Below are 12,613 nucleotides of genomic sequence, written 5' to 3' on the forward strand. Positions count from 1 at the left end.
CACCAGCTTGCTGCCTGCATCCACCTTCTCCACCGAGTCGCTGATCAGCGCCTTGATCTCCTTGGCCGCACCGGCCGAACGCTGCGCCAGATTGCGCACCTCGGCCGCCACCACCGCGAAGCCGCGTCCCTGCTCGCCGGCACGCGCCGCTTCCACCGCCGCGTTCAGCGCCAGGATGTTGGTCTGGAAGGCGATGCCGTCGATCACGCCGATGATGTCCACGATCTTGCGCGAGCTGTCCTTGATCGCGCCCATCGTCTCGACCACCTGATCGACCACCCGACCGCCGCGCATGGCGACGTCCGACGCGGACACGACCAACTGGTTGGCCTGGCGCGCGTTCTCCGCATTCTGCTTGACGGTCGAGGTCAGTTCCTCGATCGAGGAGGCGGTTTCCTCCAGCGAGCTCGCCTGCGATTCGGTGCGTGACGACAAGTCGGCATTGCCGGAGGCGATTTCACGCGAAGCCACACCGATCGTCTCGGTGCCGCTGCGGACCTGGCCGACCGTGTGCGACAGGCTGTCGTTCATGATCTTCAGCGCGGCAAGCAACTGGCCGGTTTCATCCCGCGAGGTGATTTCAATCTTTTGCGACAGATCGCCTTCCGATACCGCCTTGGCAAGCCGCACAGCCTCATTCAAGGGTACCGATATCGCCTTGATCAGCCACATGCCGATGAGTGCCGAAAGCCCTACACCGACGCAGATCGCAAGAATGGAAATATTGCGGACAGTGAGATAAGTGCTCTGTCCTTTTTCAAATGCGGTTTTCGCCTGATCGCGCTGCAGCTTGATCAGCGCGTCCAGGCTTTCCTGGAATGCTGAGTATTGCTGCGTCATCGGGCCGGCCTCCAGTTCCATCGCCTGCTGCACATTGGCGTTGCGCAAGGCCTCGACGGTGGGCTTCAAGCCGTCAGTGACGAATTTCTGTCGAAGCTCATTGGTCTTTGCGGCGAGTTTCTTTTCATCCGGATCCAAGGCGCGGGAAGAGTACGCGTCCCACAGCTTGCTCACCTCGTCCACCCGAGCCATCACCGCGTCCATCCGCTTGACGACAACCGCGGGGTCGCCGTTCATCGACTCGGCGACCGACACGCGGTTGTCGCCGATCAGGCGCGCCACCTGACTCAATTGTTGCGTCGGAACGAGCTGTTCCTCGTACATTGTCTTCAACGAGCTGTTGGCACCGCTCAAACTCGTTATTCCGACAACCCCGCTGCCAATCAGCAAGAGCGAAAGAAAGCTGATCACGAACACCAGTCGTGATTTGATAGTAAAGTTGCTAAGCATGGTCGCACCCTCAGTTTGTGGATCGGTTCACCGATACTTTGCCGATGACCCTGATTTGTCTCTTCCCACGTTCCGGAGCCGCTCTGTGCGGCTTCTCCCGAAACGGCTTTTACTTATGCTGCGATCTTGTCAATCAACCCCATTTCCGCGCTCGACATCAGCTTGTCGATGTCGACCAGAATCAGCATGCGCTGATCAATCGTGCCCAGGCCGATCAGGTAGTCGGTATTGAGCGCCGTACCCATTTCAGGAGCGGGCTTGATCTGTTCCGGCGACAGCGTGGTCACATCCGACACGCTGTCGACGACCATCCCCACGACGCGACCCGCAACGTTCAGGATGATTACGACCGTGAACTGGTCGTAGGTCGGCTCGCCGAGATGGAACTTGATGCGCATGTCCACGATCGGCACGATAATGCCGCGCAGGTTCACCACGCCTTTGATGAAGTCGGGTGCATTGGCAATGCGGGTAACGGTTTCGTAACCGCGAATTTCCTGAACTTTCAGAATGTCGATGCCGTATTCCTCCTTGCCCAGCGTGAAGGCAAGGAATTCACGGCCGGCGATATCACGATCGGTTTTTTCGCCGATTGCCTGAACGTTGTTTTGAACAGTTTGTGTCATGGCTGATTTCCTTATCAGGAGAAGATGGACTCGTCGGCGAGTTGTCGACTTGAACGCAACAAGGCCGCCACATCGATGATCAGGGCGACGCCGCCGTCGCCGAGAATGGTTGCGCCGGAAATGCCGGCTACCTTGCGGTAATTCGATTCAAGATTCTTCACGACGACCTGCTGCTGTCCAACCAGGTCATCGACAAACAGGGCTGCCTTCTTCCCTTCCGATTCAAGGATCACGACGATGCCCTGCGACGGGTCGGTAAAGCGTGGTTCGATGCCGAACATCTGATGCAAGGGAATGAGCGGCAGATACTCTCCGCGCACTTTCACCACGCGCCCCTGGCCTGTGATTTCCTTGACGTCGATCGGCGCCGGTTGCAGCGACTCGACCACATAGCCGAGCGGCAGAATGTAGATTTCCTCGCCAACCTTGATCGACATGCCGTCCAGGATTGCCAGTGTCAGCGGCAGCGAGATGGAGATCGTCGTGCCGAAACCCTTCGCCGAGCGGATTTCGACAATCCCGCCCATGGCCGTGATATTGCGCTTGACCACGTCCATGCCGACACCGCGTCCCGACACATCGGTCACGATTTCCGCGGTTGAAAAACCCGGCGCGAAAATCAGTTGCCAGACATCGGCATCCGTCATTGAGTCCGACACCGCCATCCCTTGCGACTTGGCCTTGGCGAGAATTTTTTCACGGTTGAGTCCGCCGCCATCATCGGTCACTTCGATCACGATGTTGCCGCCCTGATGCCCCGCCGACAAGGACAACTTGCCGACTTCGCTCTTGCCTGCGGCCTTGCGCACATCCGGCATTTCGATACCGTGGTCGATACTGTTGCGCACCAGATGCGTGAGCGGATCGACGATGCGTTCGATCAAGCCCTTGTCCAGTTCGGTGGCCGCGCCATGGGTCACGAATTCGATGCGCTTGCCCAGCTTGGTCGCGAGATCGCGCACCATGCGCGGAAAACGCGAGAACACATAATCCATCGGGATCATACGAATCGACATCACCGCTTCCTGCAAATCGCGCGTGTTGCGAGTGAGCTGACTGACGCTATTGAGCAGGCGCTCATGCACCATCGGATCGAGCGATCCGGTGCGCTGCTCGATCATCGCCTGCGTAATCACGAGCTCGCCCACCAGATTGATCAACTGGTCGACCTTCTCGATGCCGACCCGGATCGACGTCGTCTCCTGGCTATGATGCGCACCCTTGTCGTCGCGCTTGGGCGCCGACTTCTTTTCCGGCGCGGGCATTGCCACCGTCTCGTGCGGCTCTGCCTGCGCAGCCGCAGCAGTCGTTTGCTCGACTCTGACGATGCCTTCCCTTGCATCTTTTATGGCCTGCGTCTCGAACGGCTGCTCAAAGAACCCGTAACCCTGCTTCGCCTCCTGCGCCGCCTTGGCCGCAGCTGCAACCGCCGCAGGGTCCTCGGACTGATGTTCCAAAGGCTCGAAGAAGCCATATCCCTGCGCTTCCTCCTGGGCAGCCTTCAATTCCGCCGGCGTCATCGCGCGCGGCGCGGTCTCTTCGGTAATCTTCAGATCGTCCGGATCGAGGATGAATGAACAGATGGCGACGATGTCCTCGACGCTGCTCGCAGTAACGAGGGTAAACACCGTGTGGCCGCCTTCACCTGCCGCCCTGCTGATCTCGCCCAGCAAGCCCATTTCCGCGCCAAGTGCTTCGATATCCTTGTCCGGCACTTGCGGCAATTCGATTCGGAACTGGCGGGCGCCGGCATTCCGCGGCCCGGCCGATTTCTGCTCGCCATCCGACGGTTCGACGTCGAGTGCCGCCGCCGGCATCGCATGCGGCACCTCACTCTGCGACAATTCCTGCAGCATCATGCGCGCATCGCCCACGGCTTCCTGGTCTACCGGTGTCTGAAAGCGATGTCCGTCCAACTGCATCTTGAGCACATCCTTGGCGACGAGAAATGCATCGACATGCTCCGCCGAAAGTGCCATTTCTCCCTTGCGAATCTTGTCGAGCAAGGATTCCAGCACGTGCGTCACTTCGGTCAGATCCGTCAGCCCGAAGGTGCCGGCACCGCCCTTGATGGAATGCGCCGCGCGAAAGATCGCGTTCAAGTCCTCTTCGTCAGGCGATGCCACGTCGATCGCCAGGAGCAGCTTTTCCATTTCAGCGAGAAGTTCTTCGGTCTCATCAAAGAACACCTGGAAGAACTGGCTCATGTCAATGGTCATTATCGGACTCCATCATCTACACTTCATGTGATTCTGCACTTACGCACCGGCGATGATCAGCCAATGACTTTCTTCACGACTTCCGTCAGGCGTTGCGGATCAAACGGCTTCACCAGCCAGCCGTTGGCGCCGGCCGCGCGGCCCTTGGATTTCATTTCGTCGCTGGATTCCGTCGTCAGCATCAGGATCGGCACCTTCTGATAGGTCGCCAGGCCACGCAAGGATCGGATCAGGGTCAGCCCGTCCATGCGCGGCATGTTCTGATCGGTCAGCACGAGATCGAAGATTTGCCCCTTCGCCTTGTCGAGGCCGTCCTGGCCATCCACGGCTTCGGTCACCTGGTAGCCCGCCGCCCTCAAGCTGAATACAACCATTTGTCGTAGTGAACCAGAGTCGTCCACCGCCAGTATCGTTTTTGCCATCTCTGTAACTCCTGCTATTCTCGTTGGCGGGACGCACCCGCTTTCCTAAATTTTGTCGTGCTAAAACAGCTCGATGTCGCCGCTCTCCATGTGCGTCTGGCAGACCGCCTTCCACAGCGCACTCTCAAGTTTCAGGCTCTGCTCTTCAAGCACCTTGTTGATACTGTTGAGCGTGTCGATGATTTCTTCCGCATTGCCTTCCGTGATGCCGGAACTGCCGGATCCGATGCCGCCAAGGACGTCGCGCAGTCCGGTCACGCGCCGGACGGTACGTCCTATCAGCTGGCTGGTCATATCCTGGAATTGCAGTCCGGTGACGGCCGCGTTCACATGCTGACCGATCTCTTTGTGCTTGGCCTTGAGTTTTTCGGCGATTTCGGGAGTCGGCTTTGCGCCTGAAAGCAGCAAGTCGATTGCTTCCTGCTGCGCCGTGATCGCCTCGTGGATTGCCATGAAACTGGCGCCGAGTTTCTCGATCGCTTCGCCAAGCAGGAAACTCGTCTGCACAAGGTCTGTCTCGACCTCGGTCAGATGCTGCGTCCCGTGATCAGACAAGTTGGATAACAAGTGCCTGACTTGCGAGCCCAACAATTTTTCTCTTGTCATGAAATTATCCTGCCCCCATACCGCTAGTCGTCCAGACTACAGGTAACATCATTCAATGCGCGGCGGCCGCAGCGTTAACCAGTTCTTTCTTGGCTTGCGCTTCACTGGATACATCTACCGTCCCACCGTCCTTGGATGCGGATTCTTCCGTCTTCTTGTTCATTACGATGATGCTGATCCGTCTGTTGATCGGGTTGAACGGATCGCTCTTGTCCGCAGGTACGGCTGATGACAAACCGACCACGCGCAGCACCTTTGTTTCATCCATGCCCCCCGCGATCAGCGCCCTGCGCGACGCGTTCGCCCGATCGGCAGACAATTCCCAATTGCTGTATCCCTTTTCGCCACTAGCATACGGCTTCGCATCAGTATGGCCCGACAGGCTCACCCTGTTGGGCACATCGTTCAACGCACGTCCTATCTCGACCAGAATCTCCCTGGTATAAGGCTGCAGCTCCGCGCTCGCGAGAGCGAACATAGGTCGATTCTGCTCGTCTACGATCTGTATACGCAAGCCCTCTGTTGTAATATCAATCAAGAGCTGCTTCTTGAACTGTCTGAGCGTGGGTCTTGCCTCGATCGCTTCTTCGATGCGCGCCTTCAGGCTTCGCAGGCGTGTCATCTCCTGGCGCTCCAGCTCCTTCTCGGCATCGCGCAGATGAGTTGCTTGCAAATTGTAGGTCTTCTTGATTTCGGGATCATCCGCTTTTCTGATCTGACCATCCTTGCGCGTCAGGTCCTTGCCGCCGCCCTGCACGATGCTGGAACTATCGCCGGCACCGCTGCCGCCAGACATGGCCACCTTCAAGGGAGTCTTGAAATATTCCGCGATCCCTTGCAGATCCCCCTTCGCCGTCGAGCCCATCAACCACATCAGCAGGAAAAAGGCCATCATCGCAGTCACGAAATCCGCATACGCGATCTTCCACGCGCCGCCGTGATGGCCGCCGCCGGATTTGTTGACCCGCTTTACGATGATGGGACGAAGCCCTTCGTCGGCCATGTTGTTTTCCGTTTCTGAGGTTCGTTCTTACTTGGACTTGGATTGTTTGATGTGTTCTTCCAGCTCCATGAACGACGGCCGTTCTGTCGAGAACAGCACCTTGCGGCCAAACTCGATGGCCAGCGCCGGCGCATAACCATTCAAACTCGCCAACAATGTCACTTTGACACATTGGAACATCTTCGACGACTCGTGCAGCTTCTGCTCCAGCACGCTGGACAAGGGGCCGACGAAGCCATAGGCAAGCAGAATACCGAGGAAGGTGCCGACCAGAGCATGCGCGATCAGGATGCCGAGCTCCTGCGGCGGCAGGCCGACCGACTCCATCGTGTGCACCACGCCCATCACGGCGGCCACGATACCGAATGCCGGCATCGCGTCGCCCATCCTGGCAACCGTATGCACAGGGATCTCCCCCTCCGAATGATGCGTTTCGATTTCGTTATCCATCAGATTCTCGATCTGGAACGCATCCATGTTCCCGGAGACCATGAGCCGCAGGTAATCGGTCATGAATTCGATGATGTGATGGTCCGACAGAATGCCGGGGTACTTGCTGAAGATGGGGCTCTCTTCCGGCTTGTCGATGTCGCCCTCGATGGACATCAAGCCTTCCTTGCGGACCTTGGTGAGAATTTCGAACAACAAGGTCATCAGCTCCATGTAGAGCGCTTTGGTGTACTTGGACCCCTTGAGCGCCGTCGGCAGTGCCTTGAGCGTGCTGCGGATCGCCTTGCCGTTGTTACCGACAAAAAAAGCGCCGACCGCGGCGCCGCCGATCATCAGAAGTTCGACCGGCTGCAACAGGGCAGCCAGATGCCCGCCGGCGATAGCGAAGCCACCGAAAACGGAGCCAAGAACAATGAGATAACCAACAAGGACTAGCAAGGGTAAGTGCTCCGGTTGTTTGAAAAGGCTATTTCCTCAATTCAACATTCTGCCAATTCGCATTCAGGATAACAACCAGTAAATTTTTATAAAGGTCGAACAGATATCCGAAAGACGCCTTTCACTTGGGGTTACGACTCGAAAGCGAGGAACTTGAGCAGAGACAGGCAGCGACGATGCGGAGCGCGTGTCCGGCGCCCGTCAAAAGCGCCATCCGTACAAGGGGGCGGTATCCTTCGATGCGCGCTTGACGATGTGCGGTTCGATACCGGGAATGTCGAACTCGCAACTGAGCAGTAGCGTACCCGGACGCATCTCCGCGCTTGCCTTGCGCCACAGCGAAGGCATTGCGGCCGGCGACAAATAGGCAAACACGACGTCGAAGTCAGCCAGATCCAGCCGTTCGTAATTACCGCGAACGAATCGCGCGTTGCTGCGGCCCGTCGCCGCACGCAATGCGCTGACCAGCCAAGGCAGCGGCGCCACTTCGATACCGGTGAAAACGCTTTCCGGTCTCAGGGCCGACATGCGCAGAATGAAGCCGCCAAACCCGCTGCCGATATCGATGCAGCGTACGGAGCGTTCTCGCGGCAGCAAGGCAGCTACCGCCTCCCACACGGCAGGCGTGGATGGATAGTACGGAACCTGCGTACGGAAGGTCGTCCAGAACAAGCCGAGCAGCAGAATGAATGCGACGAGGAATATCCAGGTCGGCAAATGCATCGCCGGCACGATGATTGCCGCCATCGGAAACAGTAGCTGAATCGGCGCCCACCATGCCGCCATGTCGCGCCAGCGTGAAATGCTCGCCGCGACCACACCTTGCAGGATCGCGGCACCGCCTATGCTGAGTTGATTGTTTGTCAGCGCGGACATGGCGTACGCCACGACCAGCACCAGGGCGAAAGAAATCGCCTGGATCAGCAGCGCCTGAACGGCTGGAGCGCTGCGAAATGCCTTGGCGTTCGGCACACCCTGTTGCGGACGGCCGCCATCCATTATTGATCTTTTGATATCAAGCAGAATCAAATCGACGATACGGCTGCAGAACCTGCGGCCTCGTCCCTTGCCTTCTTGGTTTTCCCGGCACGCGACGGCATATGGCACAGTCCGCACGTATAGTCGGCGTGGAGGTCGAGACGGTGCACGACAAAATCGCCGCCGCACTTGTTGCAGCAGGCCGTCTCCAGCATTTTGCTTTCGAAGAAGCGCACGAGCGTCCAGGCGCGCGTCAGCGACAAGACCGGCTCGCCGCTCGCATCAGGCTCCACCTGCTCAAGGTAGAGTTTGTAGGCCTTCATCACAGCCTCGATCCCCGAGATCTGCGCGTGTTCGACCAGGTATTTGTGGATATTGATGAAAAGTGAAGAATGGATGTTCGGTTGCCAGGTAATGAACCAGTCGGTCGAAAACGGCAGCATCCCTTTTGGCGGCGAAACTCCCTTGAGTTCCTTGTACAGCTTCAGCAACCGCTCCCGCGACAGGGAAGTTTCGGACTCAAGCAGTTGAAGGCGCGCGCCCAGATTGATGAGCTCGATCGCGAGCTGAATTTCCTGCGCTTCCGTGACTACGCTTTTCTTCGCCATGTTGCCCTCGCCTCGTCTCCAACACCCGCAATAAAACCGATCAGGAAATTTCCTCGACCTGCTGGCCTGCCATCAGGATTGCCGCATGCGAATGTGCCAGCTCGCGGTCCTTGTTGTAATTCGTCAACATACCGAGAATAGCGCCGTCATCGAAGCGAAACCGCGCCAGCATCATATTGGTACCGGCGAGCTTCAGAATCTGGGCATTGTTCAGACCTTCGATCAAATCCGCGATTTCGCTGCTGATCCCCAGCCGGAAAATGGCTGTTGCTTTATCGGAACGAATCATTTGCTGTGCGAGCATCAAATAGCTCAAATTAGCGTCGCGAATTTCAGCCATCATGTCGTTCGTGTTCATTTTCATCTCCCTTGCCCTATGGAAAATATTTCCTACTGGCATCCCAGTGAGATGAATTCTGACCTTGAACTTGCTTGATGGAAATAGGCACTGCGCCGTATTTTCAGTCAGGCGCACGCGAACGCCACCTGTAGGCGTTTGTCTTACAAGCGCCAGGCAGCATTGCATCCGCACTCTCGAAAAAGTGCGGAGATCGGCTCGTGGAGCGGCTTTCAAGGCGATTAGGGCGGATCGCTTCAGCCGTTCCGGCCGGGAAATAAATTGTAAAAATTTGTTTTTCTTATACGCGCTCAGGATTGCAATAAGTGGCTTTCGCCGATTTATTTCAAACTATTCGTCATACCACTGTGTTGTATAACGGCCGCATTTCGCCGAACTTTAGGGTCTGGCACAAAAATATTTGAAATATTTTTGCTCGCTTACCTGCTCTGAGGTTTATCGGACGCAAGAAGCCGAAACTTTAGGGAGGGAGAGCAATTTTTTAGACCATCAGCCTCGCCTCCAGTTTTTATTGCTTTTTTATTAATCTCACTGAAGAGAAAGCAAAGAAGGCATCTACGAGGCCGGCTTCTGTTCGGCCTGGCCATGCGCTACGGCGTGAGTCGCAAAGCGGATATTGTGGCCGCACCTGCCGGCCTACGGGCAAGCCGTATTGCACGTAAAGCCACCCATTTGTATTGATGGCAGCTGATGCAGCAGAAGAAATGGAATTGTGCGCAGATCGCGCCCATCAACCGCCAAGCAGCTACTTGACGTATCTGTGTAGCGTAATGCTTGGCACTTGATCGATCGGAGATCGGTGCGATGCACAACAATAATCCCGCACATCGTTGTCCGCACAAATCATGGATCAGAGCAGCTCTAACGTCTGGGAAGCCGCAATCTGCGGCGCTCTGGAACAACATGGCGCGACATGGGCATCATCACGCATACCATGAGATAAAAAACAAAAAGCCCCGATCGGGGCTTCATGTTATCTGGCGACGGAGTCATTCACATTATTCGTTGTAGACCGCACCAAATATAGCTTTTATATATAAAAAACTTTGATGTACCATCAAATATACCAACAAAATGTTCCCATGCAATTACGCTGACATAGCCGCCGTTATTACTGAGTGACTCGCAGGACTAATCGTTACTTTTTTGCAACATTTGCATAGAGCATATGCCATTGGCATTAAATCGTTATCTCCGCGCTCGCTTAACTTAAAACTAAGTTTCCGCTGTAACAGGGATCGCCATTACATGCATATTGCCGGTATCAGGTCGATCTACCATTGCATGCACTACTTGAATCAATACGGATTGCGGAAGAGATGGCTGAGTGCACATGACACGCGCTGTCGCGTTAGGAATTATGTCCTTGTCGAGGATGCGTCCGCTTTTTAAATCAACAGGAGAAACGTGAAATGTAAGCTCGGTAACTTGGTGCGTAGTGTAGGCCCCTGTTATCGTGGCACAAAATTTGTCCTTTGGATTCTCAACAGGATAGGCATCCGGTGTAGCAAGTATATGCTTTACCACCTCCTGCAGGTCGGTCAAATGCCTTAAGTCAAATCTCGGTAGATGAGACTGTTGCCCAGGCGCGTTAACAATGGGCTTCTGATGATGTTTTCCTGAAGGGTGAAATGTAAAGTGTGGATGCGCATCATTGTTGTCCAATGATATCCCCAGATCCTCCATCGCTTGACTGGCGGTAAATCGCCCATTCACAAACGTTCCTCTCGTGCGAAGAATCTTTGGAGCCTTCGAGCACGGCTTAGTGACCAGATCGCCATTCGCACTACACTTGAACCACAAAACTGCACGTGAAGTACTGCCGTCCGATATATAAAACCGAAACAATTGATTTGGGGGTAATACGTGGAGATGCATGTTATAAGTTTGCACCAATCAAAGCCGCGCCGATATTAATTTATTTATTTGCACGAACTATAGTGTTTGCGTCATTCAGCAAGCTCAATATCTACAAACCGTAATTTCTTATCTGACACACGAATTGCTTTCACTATGACAGAACGGTTCACCATTGGGCCAATTACGTCGTCCACGGCATCTTGAAGTCCTTCGACACGCATTGAGTTCCCATCCACTGAGAACTCTAACCAGTCTTTGTCGAGATGCACCGCTCGCAACGTTCCGCGAAATTCAAGCTCCTCCTCTACGGCTTTCGCTTCGGAAGGTTTTTTGCGTAATTGCTGGTTGATATTCTGTCGAGCCTCTACACTCAGCGCGACCGGTCGTGTTTCGCCCGATGCACGAAACTCAATCCGATCAAACGTCTTACCAGTGGGGGTCAAATTTCTTGCCAACTTTAGAAACGTACCTCGATAGCTTTCATCTGGCACTAGCTTTTCAAGTAGCTCTTTATCGTCGCTGGATGAGGCACTGACAATTTCTAGAAAATGCTGAGCTAAACGCTCAGGCTCGATGTCTTCTTTAAAAAAATCAGGTTGAGCAGGCTTTTGAATAGCAACGGAAAATTGATAACTACCGGGAGCAGATTGAAATAGCCACGGACGGCACGCTTCCTGCAATTCCTTCGCTGGCCGGCCAACGCGACGATGCGATATGCCATTCAAGAACTCAATCGTTCTGTAAAACATCGACTGAATGGTTTGAACCTTATCGACGATCAGATCGAGAGGAGCGCCGCCAGTCACTACTTCTCCGCCCTTGACAGAGACCATAACCTGCCCCGGTACGAACGATACTCCAGCCTTTTGCTTGGAGCTTTCCGTCCATATCGCTTGAACCAAATTTCTCAATTCTTCCCGTGCGAACTCAGGAATGTGAGAATCAGCCAGCATCGAATGGGCAAGCTGCTCGGCCGACGAAAATTCAGCTGCCTTGAACCATAGAGCAACGGCGCTCACTGCGGTAATACCGCGAGTTCTGGCTTTCGATATATCCAGTTGGTCAAGTGCCTGCCGTTCAAATTCTGCGGCGCGCTTGTACAAGTCGGTTGCAAGGCTGAGATTGCGAGCACGTAGCGCCAGCGATGCTTCTATCGCAAGACGTTCACTCTCCGCATGAAGCTCGGCCCAGGTCATTCCGCGCCCTCTACTTTCTTTATTGAAACAATTCGTTCCTTAAATCCAACAACCGTTGCAATCGCAGGGATATTGCTCGACCCTCTCTTTGTCTGCTCTACCTTCTGCCGTAGCCGCGCATCGACGATTGACTTGCCACCTCCATCAACACCAGATACTTCCAGGCGAAAACAATTCTCAAGGTCTTCCGGTTCAGCACCAATCGGCGCCACATGCCAGTCAGCCCCAGTAAGTGTCTCAGCTCGACGCACTGCTACTAATTTTTCAGCCACTTCAACTGCTGCTAAGCAAACGCCATACGCTCCACTTTCCGTGGTATCAATTTCGTTCGCCCATGCGTTTTCTGTACGACGGTCGGGCTTCTGGAATTCAACCACCTGCGTGCTCGTGGCCTTGCCGTTAGCGATATCAATTTCTACAGGAGAGTCATGATGGCGACTCAGACACACAGTAGCGGCCTCATAGTAGGTATCACTCAACGCCTGCGTCAAGCCTATATGCCGTTCATGCAGCGACTCAAGCCGTAGTTTGAGTTTATCCATATCTAGCACCGCCCCTT

General features: G+C 55.1%; 13 protein-coding genes. All 13 read right to left on the reverse strand.

Annotation, left to right across the window (positions count from 1 at the left end):
• Positions 1 to 1,290: methyl-accepting chemotaxis protein (locus VJ651_RS10820; protein WP_324107469.1), on the reverse strand; the 1,290-nt coding region annotated here is incomplete at its 3' end.
• A gap of 113 nt (positions 1,291 to 1,403) precedes the next feature.
• On the reverse strand, positions 1,404 to 1,916 hold the full coding sequence (locus VJ651_RS10825; protein ID WP_136416122.1) for a chemotaxis protein CheW: 513 nt from the start codon (positions 1,914 to 1,916) through the stop codon (positions 1,404 to 1,406).
• Between the two features lie 14 nt (positions 1,917 to 1,930).
• Positions 1,931 to 4,135: a chemotaxis protein CheA gene (cheA, locus tag VJ651_RS10830; RefSeq protein ID WP_324107470.1), complete on the reverse strand. Its 2,205-nt coding sequence runs from the start codon at positions 4,133 to 4,135 to the stop codon at positions 1,931 to 1,933.
• Positions 4,136 to 4,191: 56 nt separating this feature from the next.
• Positions 4,192 to 4,557 (reverse strand): response regulator, encoded by a 366-nt coding sequence (locus VJ651_RS10835; RefSeq protein WP_324102599.1) that lies wholly within the window; start codon positions 4,555 to 4,557, stop codon positions 4,192 to 4,194.
• 60 nt (positions 4,558 to 4,617) lie between these two features.
• Positions 4,618 to 5,163 (reverse strand): chemotaxis protein, encoded by a 546-nt coding sequence (locus VJ651_RS10840; RefSeq protein WP_324107471.1) that lies wholly within the window; start codon positions 5,161 to 5,163, stop codon positions 4,618 to 4,620.
• Positions 5,164 to 5,215: 52 nt separating this feature from the next.
• Complete coding sequence (gene motB / locus VJ651_RS10845; RefSeq protein WP_324107472.1) at positions 5,216 to 6,166, reverse strand: flagellar motor protein MotB; 951 nt, start codon at positions 6,164 to 6,166, stop codon at positions 5,216 to 5,218.
• 27 nt (positions 6,167 to 6,193) lie between these two features.
• On the reverse strand, positions 6,194 to 7,054 hold the full coding sequence (gene motA / locus VJ651_RS10850; RefSeq protein WP_324107473.1) for a flagellar motor stator protein MotA: 861 nt from the start codon (positions 7,052 to 7,054) through the stop codon (positions 6,194 to 6,196).
• 201 nt (positions 7,055 to 7,255) lie between these two features.
• Entirely contained in the window at positions 7,256 to 8,053 is a 798-nt protein-coding gene (locus tag VJ651_RS10855; RefSeq protein WP_324107474.1) for a class I SAM-dependent methyltransferase, read from the reverse strand.
• Positions 8,054 to 8,079: 26 nt separating this feature from the next.
• Positions 8,080 to 8,640 (reverse strand): flagellar transcriptional regulator FlhC, encoded by a 561-nt coding sequence (gene flhC / locus VJ651_RS10860; protein WP_136416107.1) that lies wholly within the window; start codon positions 8,638 to 8,640, stop codon positions 8,080 to 8,082.
• 40 nt (positions 8,641 to 8,680) lie between these two features.
• Positions 8,681 to 8,998: a flagellar transcriptional regulator FlhD gene (flhD, locus tag VJ651_RS10865; RefSeq protein WP_136416105.1), complete on the reverse strand. Its 318-nt coding sequence runs from the start codon at positions 8,996 to 8,998 to the stop codon at positions 8,681 to 8,683.
• A 1,215-nt stretch (positions 8,999 to 10,213) separates the two neighbouring features.
• Positions 10,214 to 10,714: a hypothetical protein gene (locus VJ651_RS10870; protein ID WP_324107475.1), complete on the reverse strand. Its 501-nt coding sequence runs from the start codon at positions 10,712 to 10,714 to the stop codon at positions 10,214 to 10,216.
• Positions 10,715 to 10,947: 233 nt separating this feature from the next.
• Complete coding sequence (locus VJ651_RS10875) at positions 10,948 to 12,054, reverse strand: hypothetical protein (RefSeq protein WP_324107476.1); 1,107 nt, start codon at positions 12,052 to 12,054, stop codon at positions 10,948 to 10,950.
• Entirely contained in the window at positions 12,051 to 12,596 is a 546-nt protein-coding gene (locus tag VJ651_RS10880; protein WP_324107477.1) for a hypothetical protein, read from the reverse strand. Before VJ651_RS10880 ends, VJ651_RS10875 begins: the two co-directional genes overlap by 4 nt.
• Positions 12,597 to 12,613: the final 17 nt, after the last annotated feature.

This window comes from Noviherbaspirillum sp. (genome assembly GCF_035254865.1).
Lineage (GTDB): Bacteria > Pseudomonadota > Gammaproteobacteria > Burkholderiales > Burkholderiaceae_D > Noviherbaspirillum.

Coding starts and splice junctions, on each gene's coding strand:
- VJ651_RS10825 (WP_136416122.1), bottom strand. CDS start 1,916: ATGACACAAACTGTTCAAAACAACGTTCAGGCAATCGGCGAAAAAACC.
- cheA (WP_324107470.1), bottom strand. CDS start 4,135: ATGACCATTGACATGAGCCAGTTCTTCCAGGTGTTCTTTGATGAGACC.
- VJ651_RS10835 (WP_324102599.1), bottom strand. CDS start 4,557: ATGGCAAAAACGATACTGGCGGTGGACGACTCTGGTTCACTACGACAA.
- VJ651_RS10840 (WP_324107471.1), bottom strand. CDS start 5,163: ATGACAAGAGAAAAATTGTTGGGCTCGCAAGTCAGGCACTTGTTATCC.
- motB (WP_324107472.1), bottom strand. CDS start 6,166: ATGGCCGACGAAGGGCTTCGTCCCATCATCGTAAAGCGGGTCAACAAA.
- VJ651_RS10855 (WP_324107474.1), bottom strand. CDS start 8,053: ATGGATGGCGGCCGTCCGCAACAGGGTGTGCCGAACGCCAAGGCATTT.
- flhC (WP_136416107.1), bottom strand. CDS start 8,640: ATGGCGAAGAAAAGCGTAGTCACGGAAGCGCAGGAAATTCAGCTCGCG.
- flhD (WP_136416105.1), bottom strand. CDS start 8,998: ATGAACACGAACGACATGATGGCTGAAATTCGCGACGCTAATTTGAGC.
- VJ651_RS10875 (WP_324107476.1), bottom strand. CDS start 12,054: ATGACCTGGGCCGAGCTTCATGCGGAGAGTGAACGTCTTGCGATAGAA.
- VJ651_RS10880 (WP_324107477.1), bottom strand. CDS start 12,596: ATGGATAAACTCAAACTACGGCTTGAGTCGCTGCATGAACGGCATATA.